This is a genomic window from Aestuariibius insulae (genome assembly GCF_040783535.2).
GTDB lineage: Bacteria > Pseudomonadota > Alphaproteobacteria > Rhodobacterales > Rhodobacteraceae > Aestuariibius > Aestuariibius insulae.
The window spans coordinates 195,506-212,884 of sequence record NZ_JBFONW020000002.1 but is presented as its reverse complement, the minus strand read 5'-3'; the positions used below and the strand labels follow the sequence as shown (position 1 = coordinate 212,884).

Sequence of the window (17,379 nt, the reverse complement as noted above, 5' to 3'; positions counted from 1 at the left end):
GGAGACTGAACAGATGGCTACGAAACCTTTCTTCCGCCGCCGTAAGTCCGACCCGTTCGAGGGCGATAACGCTCCGACGATCGACTATAAGGACACGAAGCTTCTGCAGCGCTACATCTCGGAGCGCGGCAAAATCGTGCCCTCCCGCATCACCGCCGTTGGCGCCAAGAACCAGCGCAGGCTCGCCCAGGCCATCAAGCGCGCCCGGTTCCTCGCCTTGCTGCCATACGCTGTAAAGTAAGGACAGATCATGGATATCATCCTACTCGAACGCGTCGCCAAGCTTGGCCAGATGGGCGAAGTCGTCACTGTCAAGGAAGGCTACGCACGCAACTTTCTTCTGCCGCAGGGCAAGGCTCTTCGTGCCAACGAGGCGAACATCAAGCGCTTTGAGAGCGACAAGGCCCAACTTGAGGCGACCAACCTCGAGACCAAGAAAGAAGCCGAAAGCCTCGCCGCCAAGCTCGATGGTGAGACGTTCATCGTGATCCGCTCTGCCTCGGACAGCGGCGCGCTCTATGGCTCCGTTTCAACCCGGGACGCGGCCGATGCCGCGACCGAAGCGGGCTTTTCTGTCGATCGTAAGCAGGTCGCCCTGAACGCTCCGATCAAGGAGCTTGGCATTCACGATGTTCTCGTGAACCTTCACCCCGAGGTTGATGCGACGATCAAGCTGAACGTTGCCCGTTCTGCCGAAGAAGCCGAGCTTCAAGCGCAGGGCAAATCGATCCAGGAGCTGGCCGCCGAAGAGGAAGCCGCTGCGGAATTCGAGATCGAGCAGCTTTTTGACGATATCGGAGCAGCCCAGCTTGATGAGCTTGAGACCGAGGTCGAACAGCAGACGGACCAGCCCGCTGTTCTTGAGAAGTCAGAACTCGATGAGAAACTCGAGGATTAACCTCCTAACACTCTGTTAGAAAACGAAAAGGCGCGCCAACAAGGCGCGCCTTTTTTTGCGACAGAATACTCGCATACTCTTAAAAAGACGGCGCGCACTCATACCAGATAGTCCGCAAGGGATCACCCAATCACCATTCAACATGCGCCGCTTGTTTGGCCGTAACAGTGGCCGAACACGCTAAAATCGTTACCTTCCAAAAAACCGTTACCGTTCCGTAAACACTGCGGTAGCACCATACTAGGCTACTAATTCGCCTACCCACTCATCCGATCCTACCGATGGCCGTTAAACTCTCCTGACCATACGTAAACATTAACCTAGGATGAGCGGGATTGCGCGTGAATACTCCGTCAATCGAATGGCAAATTCTGACGAAAGAGCGTCAAAGGTCCGTTTGATCCAAGAAAATCAGGGCCAAGTCGCATCTACCTAGTGCAGTTGGAAAAATGCATTCGCACCCTTCGAGCGAAGTTCCACAGCGCCCTCTTGCTTTGAACAAACTGCATGGCGTGACACCATGCGGGGTGCCCCTACCCTCGCGTCCACAGAGTTATCGTAAAAGAAAAGGCCGCCCAGACAGGCGGCCTTTCAAATCGCAAGAAGGGAAAGGCTTACGCCTCGTCTTCTGCTTCCATCTCCTCGACAGCTTTCTGAAGGTCCTCTTTCGAGACTTCCTTCTCCGTCACTTTTGCTCCCTCAAAGATATGGTCCACCACCTTGTCCTCGAAAAGTGGTGCACGAAGCTGCTGTTGCATTTGCGGATTGTTCTGAACAAATTCGAAGAACTGACGCTCCTGACCGGGATATTGACGCGCTTGGTTCATCACCGCTTGCGTCATCTCGGCGTCGGATACTTCCACCTTGGCCTTCTGCCCTACATCGGCAAGGAAAAGTCCCAGCTTCACGCGGCGCTCTGCCAGCTCTTTGTGTTCGTCGGTCGCTTCGATCTCCGGATGGTCGTGCCCTTCGACTTCGGGATTCTCCTCATGCCACAGCTGATGCGCGATCTGTCCAGCTTCGGCATCAACGAGTGACGGCGGAAGCTCGAACGAAACCTTCTCGTCAAGCACATCGAGCAGTTTACGTTTGGATACGGCTCGCGCCGCGCCTTGGTACTCAGCTTCAAGCCGCTCCGAGATCTGCGCCTTGAGCGAGACCAAATCCTCTGCGCCGAACTGCTTGGCCAACTCATCGTTGATTTCGGCAGCTTTAGGCGCCTTGACCTCTTTTACGGTTACGTCGAACACGACCGCCTGCCCGGCGAGGTCGGCAGCTTGGTAATCCTCGGGAAACGAGAGCTCGACCGCCTTCTCCTCGCCTGTTTTCAAGCCGATAAGCTGTTCCTCGAAGCCGGGAATGAATGAATTTGATCCAAGCACGAGGGGATAGTCCTCAGCAGTTCCGCCCTCAAAAGGCTCACCGTCCTTCTTCCCGACAAAGTCGATTACAACCTGATCGCCATCCTTGGCTTTAGAGCCCTTCTTACGAGCCTCGAAGTTCTGTGCCGTCTCGGCCAGATTCGCGAGTGCCTCGTCTAAGGAAGTGTCATCAGCCTTCACAACCATGCGCTCGATCTCGATATCCGAGAAATCCAGCTCCGGAACATCGGGAAGCGCCTCATAAGACAGGGCGACCTCGACATCGTCGCCCTCCTTCCAGTCTTCATTGGTCATCTCGACCTTCGGCTGCATCGCAGGGCGATCGCCGCTATCCTCGAAATGCTTGGACATGGCGCCATCGATGCTCTCCTGCATCGCCTCGCCCATCAGACGCTGGCCGAACTGCTTTTTCAGCAGCGCCATAGGCACCTTACCCTTCCGAAACCCCTTCATCTCGATCGTCGGCTGGGCCTCTTCCAGCTTTTCATTCACTTTCGCGTCGAGCTCGCCTGCGGTCACGGTGATCGCATAGCCGCGCTTGAGGCCGTCATTGAGGGTCTCGGTGACCTGCATCTTTGTTCCTTTTCGTTGTCTTGGTGCGGATGAAGGGACTCGAACCCCCACGCCGTGAGGCGCCAGAACCTAAATCTGGTGCGTCTACCAATTCCGCCACATCCGCATGTCGCTAGAGGCCAGCCCCAACAGGGCAAGCCCGAATTGCGGGGTATCTAACAAAGCAGACTGCCGGATGCGAGTGTCTTTTCGGTGGGAATGGCAGAAAAGACTCACTTCAAAACTTCCTCATCCAGAGGCCTCAATCCTGACCAGATCTCTAATAAAGTGAAAGTCGTAGGCAGTAGACAGGAAACGCCATGAATCCGAAAACGGACAGGCTCCAAAGCAGTCAAAACGCGCCCTTCCCCAGCGGTGCAGAAACGAAACTCGAAGACGGTCTTCTTGAAGGAGCCATCGTGCTCACTGTCGACGGGGCGATTCCCGTCGAGGATTTGGCCCCCGGCGATCGTATCCTAACCCTTGACGGCGGCACCGCCACGCTGGTCGACATCGAGGTGACCGAGATCGAAAAGCCCGCGCTCGCCGTGTCGAACGAGGCACTTGGCAAGGGCAAGCCCGAAGGCGACATTCTTTTGGCGGCCGATGCCAGGATCAGTCTGGGCGACTGGCGAACCAAAGCGCTCTTTGGGACGCAAGACACGACGATTTGCGCCAGTCGGATCGCCGACGGCGAACAGATCCGCAAGCTGTCACCCATGCGCTGGCGTATGTTCAACCTCCGCTTCACCGCAGATGAGATCATTTATGCGGACGGTCTTGAGGTAACGGCTCCGTCGGTCGCCTAACTTATACACGCGACATCGCCTCGACCGAGGCGATGTCGACCTTCCCACCTTCCTCAGTCTTGACGCATCGTAACGTCGCGATGCGCTCCCTCTAGCTTTCTGCATCGCAGCGCGATAGGAGGCCGCCAACTCTCCTCTTTTTTCCGATTATCAAGGCGCCCCATGGATCTCCGCAACGTTGCGATTATTGCTCATGTCGACCACGGCAAAACCACCCTTGTCGACGAACTTCTCAAGCAGTCCGGGGCCTTCCGCGAGAATCAGGCTGTGGCCGAGCGCGCTATGGACAGTAATGATCTCGAACGCGAACGCGGCATTACCATTCTCGCAAAGGCGACATCGGTCGAATGGAACGGCACGCGCATAAATATCGTCGACACACCCGGTCACGCCGATTTCGGCGGCGAGGTGGAGCGTATCCTCTCCATGGTTGACGGCGTGGTCTTGCTGGTTGATGCAGCCGAAGGTCCGATGCCACAAACCAAGTTCGTAACCTCGAAGGCCCTCGCCCTCGGCCTGCGTCCGATCGTCGTGCTCAACAAGGTCGACAAGCCAGATGCCGAACCGGACCGTGCGCTGGATGAAGTTTTTGACCTTTTCGCCAATCTTGGCGCTGATGACGACCAACTTGATTTTCCGACACTCTACGCGTCGGGACGTGCGGGCTGGGCCGATGACAGTCTTGAGGGTCCGCGTAAGGACCTGACCGCGCTGTTCGATCTAATCGTGGCCCACATCCCTGCGCCCCGCCAGCAAGCCGCTCAGAATGAACCTTTCCGAATGCTGGCCACAACCCTCGGTTCTGATCCCTTCATCGGTCGCCTGCTGACGGGGCGTGTAGAAAGTGGAACGCTCAAGGCAGGGGCGACCGTAAAGGCTCTGTCACGCACCGGGGACAAGATCGAACAGTTCCGCGTGACCAAGATCCTGGCCTTCCGCGGTCTTGCCCAAACCCCTATCGACGAAGCGCAGGCCGGAGACATCGTCTCTCTTGCGGGCATGACCAAGGCGACGGTTGCTGACACAATCTGCGATCCATCTATCGACGTGCCGCTCCCCGCCCAGCCCATCGATCCGCCGACCATTACCGTCAGCTTCGGTATCAATGACAGCCCGCTCGCGGGTCGCGACGGCAAGAAGGTTCAGTCCCGCGTCATTCGCGAACGCCTGATGAAAGAGGCGGAGTCGAACGTTGCCATCAAGGTCACCGACACACCCGGCGGCGAGGCCTTCGAAGTCGCGGGCCGCGGCGAGCTTCAGATGGGCGTTCTGATCGAAAATATGCGCCGCGAAGGCTTCGAGCTCTCGATCTCACGCCCTCAGGTCCTGTTCCGGGAAGAAAACGGCGCCCAGCTCGAACCGATCGAGGAAGTTACGATCGACGTCGACGACGAATATTCCGGTGCGGTAATTGAAAAGCTCACCGGTCCCCGCAAGGGGGATCTGGTGGAGATGAAGCAGCAAGGCGGTAAGACCCGCATCATTGCCCATGTCCCCTCACGCGGCCTGATCGGCTATCACGGCGAATTCCTGACCGATACGCGTGGCTCCGGCGTGTTGAACCGTGTCTTCCACGACTGGGCGCCGCATAAGGGTTCAATTCCCGGCCGTCGCCAGGGTGTTCTGATCTCGATGGAGAATGGCACTTCGGTCGCCTATGCGCTTTGGAATCTTGAAGATCGCGGTAAGATGTTCATCGGCGCGCAAGAGCCAATCTATACCGGAATGATCATCGGCGAGCATAGCCGCGACAACGATCTCGAGGTAAACCCGCTCAAAGGCAAGAAGCTGACCAATGTCCGCGCCTCGGGCACGGACGAGGCCGTTCGTTTGACCACGCCGATCACAATGAGCCTGGAACAGGCCATCGCCTATATCGACGATGATGAACTTGTCGAGGTCACGCCGAATGCGATCCGCCTGCGCAAGCGCCATCTTGATCCGCATGAGCGCAAGCGTGCCGCGCGAGCTGCAAGCTAAACTACATCTAAGGTAGTCCGGTATTCCGGACTATTCGACCGCAACGAGAAGAGCCAAAGTCTCTCCACGTCCGATGTTGGACGCGTTTGTACCAGTGGAGAAACCCAATGGCTTCTTTTGTTCAAGACTTTCAGATCATCCGCGAAACCCCTCTTCTGATCGGCGACGGCGCCCCTGCCGGCGACCGCGAAGAGCGCGAGATTCCCTTTAATATGCATGACATCCAGACCAATCAGCCTTGCATCCTGCATTTCGAGGTACGCGGTCTGGTCGTTGCAACCGAGAACCCGGTTGTCGAGATAAACAATCGCAAAGTCGGAGAGATCGACCGCTTCCATCTCCGCAGCAAGGGAAGTGATGGAGAGAACCATTTCTGGCTCCACCAAAGCCTTATCGTTCCGGCCAGCCGCGTCATCAACGGACGCAACACGCTTGAGATAACGGCTCCCGGCTGGCGCGACTCCAACACAAGCGATCGCTATGATGATTTCCAGATCCGGAACATCGTGATCTTCTACCGCACTCACCTCGCGGCCCAGACGATCAGCGCCTAAACTCAACGCTCTGGCGGCACCTCTGCGGCCAGAGCGCCCTCGCTTTAGAGGACGGTGGGCGGGGCGATGCGGGCATCGCCCACGAGCGTCGTCCCTGCCGTCCCTCAGTCGTCGGTCTCGACCACCACAATCTCGCGCTCCGACGCCGCCCGCGCCCATCCGAGCGCTTCTTGATACCGTGGATCGTTATAGGCGGCCATTGCCGCCTCGACCGATGGGAACCGCGCCACGACATTGCGCGCGCGGCCCTGCCCTTCAAGCTGCTCTACCCGTCCGCCGCGTGCAATGAACGTCCCGCCGTGGTCGGGGATCACCTCCGATGCAACCTTTATATATTTCCTGTAGGTGTCCGCATCGGTCACATCGACCCGCGCGATCCATAACGCCGCCATTTCTTAGCCCTCCACAGCTTCCCCAGCGACGATCCGCTCTGCCGCCGCGATCGCTTCAGCCGACCGGCTGACATCCTTGCCACCTCCCTGCGCCAGATCCGGGCGCCCGCCGCCGCCCTTTCCGCCCAGCTCGGCAACGGCCGCGCGCACCAGGTCCACCGCCGAAAGCTGCCCGGTCAGATCCGACGTCACACCGGCGGCGACGGCAGCTTTTCCACCGCTATCGGCGATCAGCAGAACCGCACCCGAGCCGATCTGTGCTTTGTATTCATCCACGAGGGCAGGCAGGTCTTTTCCTGTTACGCCATCCATAACCTGCCCGCGGAAGGAGACACCTCCGATATCCTTCGGTGCAGGCGCTTCGACAGCGCCGCCTGACATTGCAAGCTGCCGCCGCAGTTGTGCAACCTCGGACGTCAACGCCTTGCGCTCATCGAGCAACGTTTTCACCCGCTCCGGCACGTCGCTGGCCTGCGCCTTCAGCGCCAGCGCGGTCTCGGCCAGCCGCCGGTCCTGATCGGCCAGGTAAACGCGCGCCGCCTCCCCGGTCAGCGCCTCCACGCGCCGAACGCCCGAGGACGACGCGCTATCGCCCAGCATTACGAAAAGCCCGATCTCGCCCGTCCGCCCGACATGCGTGCCCCCGCACAGCTCGATCGAATAGCTCTGGCCGTCCACGCCCTTGTCAGAGCCGCCAAGCGTGCCCATCGACACGACCCGAACCTCATCGCCATATTTCTCGCCAAAGAGCGCCTGCGCCCCAAGATCGCGCGCCTCGTCCGGGGTCATCAGCCGCGTCTCGACCGGCGTGTTCTGCCGGATCATCGCATTCACCTCGGTCTCGACCTCTGCGATCTCGCCCAGCGTCAACGCCGTTCCATGGCTGAAATCGAACCGCAGCCTGTCCGGCGCGTTTAGCGACCCCCGCTGCGCCACATGATCCCCAAGCTGCCGCCGCAGCGCCTCGTTCAGCAGATGCGTCGCCGAATGGGTGCCGCAGACATCCGCCCGGCGCGCGCTATCAACCGTCAGCGTCACCGTATCGCCCACAGAGAGGGCGCCCCCGACCTTGCCGTGATGCACGAACACCCCATTCGCATGGTTCTGCACATCCGCAATCTGCACGGCCACACCCGACCCGCTCGTCATTAGGCCGGTATCGCCAACCTGACCGCCCGCTTCGGCGTAAAACGGCGTCTGGTTGACGACGATGGCCACCGTCTTGCCCGCGCCCGCGCTCTCGACCTGCGCACCATCCTTGACGAGCGCCTGCACCACAGCCTCGGCAGTCAGCGTCTGATAGCCCAGAAATTCCGTCGGGCCCGCGGCATCACGCACATCGAACCACACGCTTTCATCCGCAGCCGCGCCCGTGCCCTTCCATCCGGCCCGCGCCTGCGCTTTCTGCGCGGCCATCGCCGTCTCGAACCCCTCCACATCGACCTCGCGCCCCTGCTCGCGCAGCGCATCCTGCGTCAGATCCAAAGGAAACCCGTAGGTATCATAAAGCTTGAACGCCGCCGCACCCGGCAAGGTCGCCCCGTCCGGCAAGTCGCTCAATTCGTCTTCCAGCAACCTCAAGCCGCGCTCGAGCGTCTGGCGAAATCGCGTTTCTTCTGCCTTGAGCGTTTCTTCGATGACCGTTTGCGCCTGCCCCAGTTCTGGATAGGCGGCCCCCATGAGTCGGACAAGGTCCGGCACCAAGCGATGCATGAGCGGGTCAGCCGCTCCAAGCAGATGCGCATGGCGCATCGCCCGACGCATGATGCGACGCAGGACATAGCCACGTCCCTCATTGGACGGCATGACACCTTCGGCAAGCAAAAATGATGTAGAGCGCAGATGATCCGCTATCACCCGATGATGGCTGATATACGCCTCGCTGATATCCGTGCTTGTGGCATGGGCCGAGGCGTCGACTAACGCTCGCATCAGATCGGTTTCGAAAACGTTGTTCGTTCCCTGCAAGAGCGACGAGATGCGCTCGAGTCCCATCCCCGTATCGATCGACTGATTGGGCAACTCGGTTCGGCTGCCGTCCTCGAACTGCTCGTATTGCATGAAAACGAGGTTCCAGATCTCGATAAAGCGGTCGCCATCCTCCTCTCTTGATCCTGGAGGGCCGCCCCAGATTTGATCGCCATGGTCAAAGAAGATCTCGGATGACGGCCCACACGGCCCCGTTGGACCCATCATCCAGAAATTATCGTCTGTTGCGATCCGGATAATCCGATCGTCCGGAAGACCCGCCACCTTCTTCCAAAGATCCGCCGCTTCGTCGTCAGTATGATAGACGGTCACCAGCAGCTTTTCTGCCGGGATTTCAAGCTCCTTAGTTAAGACCTCCCAAGCATAGGGAATAGCGGTTTCCTTGAAGTAATCCCCAAATGAGAAATTCCCGAGCATCTCAAAGAATGTCAGATGCCGCGCCGTGTAGCCCACATTGTCGAGGTCATTGTGCTTGCCGCCCGCACGCACGCATTTCTGCGAGGTCGTCGCACGTTTGTAATCCCGTGTCTCGGCGCCGGTGAATAGATTTTTGAACTGCACCATGCCCGAATTTGCGAACATCAATGTGGGATCGTTGCGCGGCACAAGCGGAGAAGAGGGAACCACCGCGTGATCCTGCGCCTCGAAATAGCCTAGAAATGTGCTACGGATATCGTTCAGCGACGGCATATGGACGGTCTCGCACGAAATGGAAAAAATGAGCTTGCACGGAATAGCCACCCCCAGGCCTTTCGTAAAGGCGGCAGGACGGGCAGCCCGTCAAACCAGGTAAGTCATTCCTACAAGAAAGGAACTCCGTTGGACATTTTGATCTCGGTCGGTCTGCCCCTTGGCCTTGCCTTCATCATGTTTTCGCTTGGCGTGGGGCTGACTGTCGGTGACTTTGTCCGGGTCAGCCAAAGGCCTGGCGCCTTTTTTGTCGGCGGGCTCAATCAGATGATCCTGCTGCCGCTGATTGCGTTTTTCTGCATTCGTCTTTTCGTTCTCACCGACGAGCTGGCCGTAGGTGTCATGATCCTGTCGGCTTGCCCCGGAGGAGTGACCAGCAACATCATTACCCGGCTGGCCAAAGGCGATGTCGCCCTTTCGGTCTCACTCACCGCTGTTATCAGCTTAGCCAGCGTGGTGACGGTCCCGCTCATTCTTGCCTTTGCGCTCTCGACATTCATGGGGGCCGATGCGCCGCCGGTGAACATCGCGGCAACGGCGCTCACGATGTTTGCATTGACCGTCGTTCCGGTTCTGCTCGGTCTGAGTGCGCGCCACATTGCTCCAACGCAGATTGTTAAAGCGGAACCTTATCTGGCGCGGGCCGCCACGATTCTCTTCGTTCTGATCATCTCTTCGGCACTTGCCGCAAGCTGGTCGCTCTTTGTCGCGAACATTCCTCGTCTTGGACCCGTCCTTGTGCTTCTCCTTACGCTTCTCACGGCAATCGGATTCGCTCTTCCCCGATTTGCGGGGCGAACGAAAACCGAGGCGAAGACGATCTCGATCGAGACCGGGGTTCAGAATGGCACTCTTGGTATCGCTATCGCGAGCCTTCTCATAGGCGAAGAGGCCGGGTTCAGTGCTTACGCACTTCCGTCTGCCGTTTATGGTATTGTGATGTATCTCATCATCGTCCCGGTCATTCTCGTCTATCGCCGGATGGACTAGGACGCCGCTGAAGGCTTGGTCGACGCTCGAGATGCGTCGCTCCTCGATCGCGCGTTGAGCTGAACGTTCCCTAAACCAGCCAGATCATCGATTGCCCAATCCCGCGTCGTAAAACTAGAAAGAGGCAGCCCGTCGGCCGCCCCTTCCGGCAATATTCTCCGCATCCTTGTCAGTTTGCGTCGGCCCTTTCGGGAGTTGGCCATCTCCAATCGGTTAACCCTCGATTAGGGCGTCATCCTCATTTCGCTCACCTGGCGGCACGTCGAAATCCAGCCCATGAGCTGCGCGGATCTTATCTTCGATCGCCAGCGCAATCTGACTATTCTCTTTTAAGAATGTCTTGGCGTTCTCTCGCCCCTGCCCGATCCGCTCATCACCATAGCTGAACCAAGCTCCCGACTTCTCGACGACACCGGCTTTAACCCCAAGATCGAGCAATTCGCCCATCTTCGAAATGCCTTCGCCGTACATGATGTCGAATTCGACCTGCTTGAAAGGCGGCGCCACCTTGTTCTTGACGACCTTTACACGCGTCGCGTTGCCGACCACCTCGTCACGATCCTTGAGGGCCCCGATCCGGCGAATATCCAGACGCACCGAGCTATAGAATTTCAGCGCATTTCCACCTGTCGTTGTCTCCGGGCTACCGAACATGACGCCAATCTTCATCCGAATCTGGTTGATGAACACAACGGTGCAATTCGTGCGGTGGATCGACCCGGTCAGTTTGCGCATGGCCTGGCTCATCAGGCGGGCATGAACACCCACGCTGCTATCGCCCATATCGCCTTCAAGCTCGGATTTCGGGGTCAGCGCAGCGACCGAGTCGACGACAATCATGCTGACCGCACCGGACCGCACGAGAGTATCGACGATTTCGAGCGCCTGTTCACCCGTGTCAGGCTGAGAAATCAGCAGTTCATCAAGATTGACACCGAGCTTACGCGCATATTGCGGATCCAACGCATGCTCTGCATCCACAAATGCGCAAACACCGCCCTTCTTTTGTTCCTCAGCAACACAATGCAGGGTCAGTGTCGTCTTGCCTGACGATTCAGGACCATAGATTTCGACGATCCGCCCCTTCGGAACACCGCCAATCCCCAAAGCAATATCGAGACCGAGCGATCCTGTGGACGTCGCTTCAATCTCCTGAATGGCGTTGCCGTCGCCGAGCTTCATGATCGAGCCTTTGCCGAACTGCCGCTCGATCTGTGCAAGTGCGGAATCCAACGCCTTTTGCTTGTCCGCGCTCTTTTTGTCCGTCATTTGAAGGAGGTCCGCTACTGCCATGTCCTGTTTCCTTATTTCACGCTGTCGGTGGACCGACAATCGCTGGTTTGTTCTGCTCTTGTTCTGCTGCTTATGAGAACAAAAGAAGATCATATCAAGCGAAAATCCACGCCTTCCAGTTTCCGAGCTTTTGGTTAAAGACTTCTTACCTGGAGCTAGTAGATCCACCCTCTGTGAAGGAGACTTCGCCAAATGCTTGTTTTTTGGGAACAAAACCTTGTTCTTCTTGCGGTCCCAAAGACCGGATCAACGGCGCTGATGTCCGGGTTGCGAAAGCATGTGACGATGATGGTCACGAACCCGCCCCATCTCAAACATGCACCATTCTATCGCTACCAGCGGTTCCTCCATCCCTACTTCAAACAGGCGGGTGGCAAAACAATGGAGACAGCAGCTGTAATCCGTCATCCGGTGGACTGGCTGAGCAGCTGGTATCGCTATCGCTATCGAGATGATCTCGTAGGCAAGAAAAACAGTACTCGAGGAATCAGCTTCGATGAATTTGTTCTTGAATACGCTAAAACAGAGGATCGAAAGCCTTTCGCACAGGTCGGATCACAATATCAATTCGTACGAAATAGCGAAGATGAAGTCGGCGTGACATTTCTTTTCCAGTACGAGGACCAATCTCGCTTCCTGTCCTTCCTGAAACGCCGCTTAGACACAGAGATCGAGCTGCCGATCAAGAATGTGTCCCCCAAGTTGGACCTCTCGCTCTCAACTGAGGTGGAGGCGGAGCTTCGTCGGGCCAGGCCAGAGGAGTTCACGACCTGGGAAACTGCAGGTCTCTCCTCTGACGAAGAGTAGGCAATTCAGCAGAGCTGCTGTTCTACCGTAACCGTCAGATCGTTGAGCGAGAACGGTTTTGGCAAGAAGACTGAGTGTGGAATTGCCTCATTGGCATCGCTAAACGCGTCTTCTGCGTAACCAGATACAAAAACAACTCGCGTTCTGGGGCGTGTCTTCAGTGCTTCCCGCACCCAACTGGGTCCATCAAGGCCGGGCATTATTACATCGCTGACAAAGACGTCGACACGCAGCTCTGGATCCGACAACATCTCCAATGCCGTTTCCGCGCAATCAGCCTCAAGCACGGTATAGCCGCGCATTCGCAGCGCGCGGGAGGCAAAGGCCCGAACGGGCGCCTCATCCTCAACTAATAATACGACACCATCAGTCGCCATACCCATAGGAGGCAGCGTGAGTTCCGGCGCGGGATTACTCTTCGGCGCAGGCTTATCATAGGCCGGCAAGAGCATAGTGAAGGTTGTTCCTCCGCCCGCAGGGGAATCCACAAAGATAAATCCACCGGTTTGCTTCACAATGCCGTAGACCGTCGACAGGCCAAGCCCAGTCCCCTCTCCTACTCTTTTCGTGGTGTAGAAGGGCTCGAAGATCTTCGGCAATTTCTCGGGCGCTATCCCGGTGCCTTCATCATGAACTTTCACCGCGACATAGTTCCCAACCGGAACAATCGCGCGATCTCGTTCGAGAGGTGTTGCGAGGGTTACACTCTCGGTCTCAATGCGGATCTCACCACCATTTGCCATCGCGTCCCGCGCGTTGACAACAAGGTTCATCATGACCTGCTCCAATTGCCTTTTGTCAGCACGGATCGGCTGGAGCCCAGGGTCATGGCTGAGCGAGAGCCTAATCCGCTCCCCCACCAGCCTGTTGAGAAGATGTGTCAGATCCGACATCGTGTCGCGGATATCCAGAACCTCGAGCCGCAAGTTCTGTTTGCGAGAGAATGCCAAGAGCTGCCCCACGAGGCTTGCTGCTCGGTTGGCATTTTGATTGATCTGGATGAGGTCGCCGTAGTCTGGGTCGCCCTGATCGTGACGCAACAGAAGAAGATCGCAATGTCCTGAAATCGCAGTCAGAAGATTGTTGAAATCATGTGCCACGCCACCCGCAAGCTGGCCGATCGCTTGCATCTTTTGACTCTGAACGAACTGTGCCTCTAGCGTCTTTAGCTCGGTTACGTCTTTCATAACGGCGATAAGAACCGTTTCGCCTAGCTCAACCATAGGGCTCAATGCCACCTGGACGAAGGTTTCCGCTTCGTCGCAGCTTGCCCGCAGAAATTCCGTCTGGTTCGCACCCTGTCCGCGAGCTGCCTGCTCCACCCAGTCTTGCAATGGACGACCGAGGCCCTCGACCAGATCGGAAAACCGCATGCCCGAAGATATCTCGCTACGCAGGAGAGTTCGGGCCTCCCGGTTCGATGCAAGAACCAGACCTGTCGTATCCAACTTCAGAAGCGGCACGGGCAACGCTTCTATCCCCGCCCAATCGGATGGCCCGCTATCGGACTTAGAGACTTCGATGATATGGACGTCCTGTCCTCCATCATCCCGATCATTTAAGGCGATAACACAAGGGACATGTCCGCTTGGTGTCCGGATCGCGTTCAACCGCCCATGCGCCAGCGGCATGTCCGCAAAAACACGATTAGGACTATACGTAGGGTTTGGGAAACGACTCTTCATCGCTGCATTCACATGGATGATATCGCCTGCCGAATTAAGACGGAGCGCCGGCAGAGCTCCCTCTTCCTGTGCGGTACGGGACAACTGTCGCGAATCTGTTAAGCGCCAGAGTAAACCGGCCTCCCCTGCACGGTGGACACTCAACCGTGCAGACCCGTCCTGCGTCATGATTTCTTCGACGGCATTGCCATCGGCTCGCGCTCGGCTTTGCAACTGGAACAGGCTGGCTGCTGGATCTGCGAAAAAGGAACTGAACGCGTCGAGTAGCGTTTTCTGGCCCTCAGCGCCGAAAAGCATCTGCGCTGCCGCGTTTCGATAGACGACCGTCGTATGCGCATCAGTGACGATACACGGAGCTGGATCGGCCTCGGCGATCTGCGCGGCGGAGGTAACTAGATCCTTCTGCCGTAACTTGTTTCTCCGATCTCGGAGGAGAAACCAGAGGCCAAGAAAGCAGGTCAATGCCCCGACACCAATCAACGTAAGTGCCGCCGCGGGATCCGACATAAGGACAGCTCCCAGCAGAAGGGTGATCCCGGCAGCTAGGGCAAACGATACCATCGAGTTACGCGAATTCGTCTGACCAGCAATAGAAGAAAGATCTTGGGACACGGGGGCACTCCACTCACAAAACAACGGTGCCCTGTTTGCCCCCAAACCTGACGATCCGCCTTACACAACCAAGCATGAACCGCTTAGTTAAATCACGCAACCGCCGGTTCTGCCTCCCCCAAAATAGCGAGGTAGAAGCCGTCGCCTTTGGATGACGGTTCAAAATAATGCTCTTCTCGCAACACAAACGAAGGATTGCGAGATAGAAAGGCGGCAATCTGCGCTCCGTTCTCTTCAGCGAAGATTGAACAGGTTGCGTAGGCCAACGTCCCTCCCGGCGCCGTCAGATCAGCTGCCTCATCAAGAATATTCGCTTGTGTCGATACCAGCTCAGCCAATTGTTCCGGCGTTAGCGTCCACTTGCCTTCGGGATTGCGCCTCCACGATCCACTGCCAGAACAGGGAACGTCGCAAACCACGGTGTCAAATTTTCCGATAACGTCATTCACGACGGTCACTTCGACCCCCGCCCGTTTAGCTCGCGAGGGCAGATCAACCATACGGCCCGGCGCTATATCATGGGCGAAAAATGATGCCTCCACTCGGGCGGCCATTGCCAAGGTCTTGCCCCCTCCGCCCGCGCAGAAATCAAGGATCCGCCCACCCTCGGGTATCGGAACCAAATCGCTTAGAGCTTGCGAAGAGGCGTCCTGTAATTCGATCAGCCCATCTAGATAGGCAGCGGACTGCTTCAAACGGCGCGCATTTCCAACCACTTCGAGAGCGTTCATGACCTTCTGATGAGGCACTGCCTGAACCCCGTCATCCGCCAACATACGTATCGCATCCTCCGGGCTTCCCGCTCGCCGATTGACCCGAGCGAAAACCGGTGCCCTCTGTCTTAGAACGGACCAGACCGCGTCGCGTCGTGACGGTTCGATCTTGTCGTAAACCCAATCAGGCACATCCGCCTGAACGGCCGGGGAAAGCGCCTCCCATGGAGCGCCGAACTCTTCGGGTGATACTGGCGCCGGTGCGTATCCTTGACCGCTAAAAACAGCACCCAGATCAACCCCATCTTGGCGCATCAAACCGATCAAGAGCCCACGACAGGTACAGGCTCCGCCCATCGCAGCAGCAGACCGCCGCCGCCGTAAAACCGAGAAAACCAAATCGCGGATTGCAGCACGATCCTTTGATCCGGCAAAGCGGCTCCTTCTCGTCCAGCCGATCAAAGCTCGATCTGCTGTCTCGCCTGCCAGAATTCGATCAATGATCTCGATCGCCGCTGCAACATGCGCGCCGGGCGTCATCTACATTGCTCGATAATTCGGTGCCTCACGCGTGATCTGAACATCATGGACATGGCTTTCCCGAAGGCCGGCACCCGTAATTTTCACAAACTGGCACCGGGTCCGCATATCCTCAACCGTTGCGCATCCGGTATAGCCCATCGCCGCGCGCAAGCCGCCAACGAGCTGATGGATCACGGCACCGGCAGATCCTTTGTAAGGCACCTGCCCTTCGATCCCTTCTGGCACAAGCTTGTCACTCGCTGCATCTTTCTGGAAGTACCGGTCTGCGGACCCCCGCGCCATGGCGCCCAGCGATCCCATTCCGCGATACGATTTGAAGGATCGTCCCTGATAGAGAATAACTTCCCCAGGACTTTCATCGGTTCCTGCGATCATCGATCCGACCATCGCGCAGGACGCTCCAGCGGCAATTGCTTTTGCAAAATCACCAGAGAATTTAATTCCCCCATCCGCAATCACAGGGATTTCACCCGCGCCACGAGCGGCATCGATAATCGCAGTGAGCTGAGGAACACCCACACCCGCGACCATTCGCGTCGTGCAGATTGATCCAGGTCCGATCCCGACTTTTACCGCATCAGCGCCCGCGTCAATTAGGGCCCGTGCACCCTCCTCCGTAGCGACGTTTCCAGCGACGACTTGTACCTCGTTGGAAAGTCGTTTGGCGCGCTCCACTGCCCGTGCCACACCCTCCGAGTGACCATGAGCGGTATCGATCACGATCATATCGACCCCTGCATCGACCAGAGCCTCCGACCGCTCGAACCCGGCATCCCCGACCGTGGTCGCGGCGGCAACGCGCAGGCGCCCTAGTCCATCCTTGCATGCGACCGGGTTCAGGACCGCCTGCTCGCTATCCTTGAGCGTCAAAAGCCCAGTGAGCTTACCAGCGCCATCCACGACCAGAAGTTTCTCGATCCGACGTGCCTTCATCAAGGATCGAGCTTCGTCCAGATCTGCCGGCTCGTGAAGCATCGCCAAATTGTTCGATGTCATCATCGCCGAAACCGGTGTTGCATCGTCCTCAGCGAACCGCATATCGCGATTGGTCACGATCCCGACAACTTTTCCATCGCCGTTGACCACTGGAAATCCAGTGACGCGATACCGCTCCTGCAGCGCCTTCGCATCTGCCAAAGTTTGATCGGCACGCAACGTGATCGGATTGTAGACGATCCCACTGACGAACCGTTTCACACGCCTGACTTCTCGGGCCTGCACGTCGATATCCAGGTTACGATGGATGACACCTATTCCACCGGACTGCGCCATGGCGATTGCCATACGGCCTTCCGTCACTGTGTCCATCGCCGAGGAGAGAAGAGGGATGTTCATGCTGATGTCCCGGGTCACCCGCGTACGAGTATCCGCCGTCGCCGGCAAAACCGACGATGCCGCGGGCACCAGTAGGACATCATCAAAGGTAAGCGCCTCACGAATCTCCATGCTCTGTCTCCCGGCATGCTACGTTTGGCGCGTCCCTATCTCAC

14 protein-coding genes and 1 tRNA gene are annotated in these 17,379 nt (G+C 57.6%); 7 read left to right on the top strand and 8 right to left on the bottom strand.

All coding sequences use genetic code 11. The features are described 5' to 3' along the window. Positions 1-13 precede the first annotated feature (13 nt). Complete coding sequence (rpsR, locus tag AAD018_RS07365; protein ID WP_367314849.1) at positions 14-241, top strand: 30S ribosomal protein S18; 228 nt, start codon at positions 14-16, stop codon at positions 239-241. Between the two features lie 9 nt (positions 242-250). Continuing rightward, positions 251-898: a 50S ribosomal protein L9 gene (rplI, locus tag AAD018_RS07360; protein WP_367314848.1), complete on the top strand. Its 648-nt coding sequence runs from the start codon at positions 251-253 to the stop codon at positions 896-898. Between the two features lie 614 nt (positions 899-1,512). Here rplI and tig read toward each other — a convergent pair. Together tig and AAD018_RS07350 are read right to left on the bottom strand one after the other, a co-directional pair. Continuing rightward, positions 1,513-2,853, bottom strand: a complete 1,341-nt coding sequence (tig, locus tag AAD018_RS07355; RefSeq protein WP_367314847.1) for a trigger factor — start codon at positions 2,851-2,853, stop codon at positions 1,513-1,515. Positions 2,854-2,874: 21 nt separating this feature from the next. Continuing rightward, a tRNA-Leu gene (locus AAD018_RS07350) sits at positions 2,875-2,959 on the bottom strand. A 193-nt stretch (positions 2,960-3,152) separates the two neighbouring features. On the opposite strand from AAD018_RS07350, the gene AAD018_RS07345 reads away from it, so the two are divergent. From AAD018_RS07345 to AAD018_RS07335, 3 genes are all read left to right on the top strand, one after another. Further along, positions 3,153-3,641, top strand: a complete 489-nt coding sequence (locus tag AAD018_RS07345) for a Hint domain-containing protein (RefSeq protein ID WP_367314846.1) — start codon at positions 3,153-3,155, stop codon at positions 3,639-3,641. A gap of 162 nt (positions 3,642-3,803) precedes the next feature. After that, positions 3,804-5,621 (top strand): translational GTPase TypA, encoded by a 1,818-nt coding sequence (gene typA / locus AAD018_RS07340; protein WP_367314845.1) that lies wholly within the window; start codon positions 3,804-3,806, stop codon positions 5,619-5,621. Positions 5,622-5,728: 107 nt separating this feature from the next. After that, on the top strand, positions 5,729-6,175 hold the full coding sequence (locus tag AAD018_RS07335) for a hypothetical protein (RefSeq protein ID WP_367314844.1): 447 nt from the start codon (positions 5,729-5,731) through the stop codon (positions 6,173-6,175). A 104-nt stretch (positions 6,176-6,279) separates the two neighbouring features. On the opposite strand, the gene AAD018_RS07330 is transcribed toward AAD018_RS07335, so the two are convergent. Next, positions 6,280-6,567 carry a DUF1330 domain-containing protein gene (locus AAD018_RS07330; RefSeq protein WP_367314843.1) on the bottom strand — a complete coding sequence of 96 codons (288 nt, stop codon included), beginning with the start codon at positions 6,565-6,567 and terminating at the stop codon, positions 6,280-6,282. 3 nt (positions 6,568-6,570) lie between these two features. Continuing rightward, on the bottom strand, positions 6,571-9,246 hold the full coding sequence (gene alaS, locus AAD018_RS07325; protein WP_367314842.1) for an alanine--tRNA ligase: 2,676 nt from the start codon (positions 9,244-9,246) through the stop codon (positions 6,571-6,573). A gap of 129 nt (positions 9,247-9,375) precedes the next feature. Here alaS and AAD018_RS07320 point away from each other — a divergent pair, with 129 nt between their 5' ends. Continuing rightward, the gene (locus AAD018_RS07320) at positions 9,376-10,236 is read left to right on the top strand and encodes a bile acid:sodium symporter family protein (protein WP_367314841.1); all 861 of its coding nucleotides are present in this window, start codon (positions 9,376-9,378) and stop codon (positions 10,234-10,236) included. 213 nt (positions 10,237-10,449) lie between these two features. Here the strand turns inward: AAD018_RS07320 and recA are convergent, their stop codons facing one another. Continuing rightward, positions 10,450-11,529, bottom strand: coding sequence for a recombinase RecA (gene recA, locus AAD018_RS07315; protein WP_367314840.1), 1,080 nt, complete (start codon positions 11,527-11,529; stop codon positions 10,450-10,452). A gap of 192 nt (positions 11,530-11,721) precedes the next feature. On the opposite strand from recA, the gene AAD018_RS07310 reads away from it, so the two are divergent. Then, entirely contained in the window at positions 11,722-12,336 is a 615-nt protein-coding gene (locus AAD018_RS07310) for a gamma-glutamyl kinase (protein ID WP_367314839.1), read from the top strand. Between the two features lie 5 nt (positions 12,337-12,341). Here AAD018_RS07310 and AAD018_RS07305 read toward each other — a convergent pair whose 3' ends face one another. The 3 genes from AAD018_RS07305 to guaB all read right to left on the bottom strand — a co-directional run bounded on the left by AAD018_RS07305 (position 12,342) and on the right by guaB (position 17,335). Further along, the gene (locus tag AAD018_RS07305; protein WP_412005226.1) at positions 12,342-14,582 is read right to left on the bottom strand and encodes an ATP-binding protein; all 2,241 of its coding nucleotides are present in this window, start codon (positions 14,580-14,582) and stop codon (positions 12,342-12,344) included. Between the two features lie 143 nt (positions 14,583-14,725). Further along, positions 14,726-15,886, bottom strand: a complete 1,161-nt coding sequence (locus tag AAD018_RS07300; protein ID WP_367314837.1) for an RsmB/NOP family class I SAM-dependent RNA methyltransferase — start codon at positions 15,884-15,886, stop codon at positions 14,726-14,728. Further along, a complete protein-coding gene (guaB, locus tag AAD018_RS07295) occupies positions 15,887-17,335 on the bottom strand; it encodes an IMP dehydrogenase (protein WP_367314836.1) in 1,449 nt (482 codons plus the stop codon). It lies immediately after the preceding gene. Positions 17,336-17,379 lie beyond the last annotated feature (44 nt).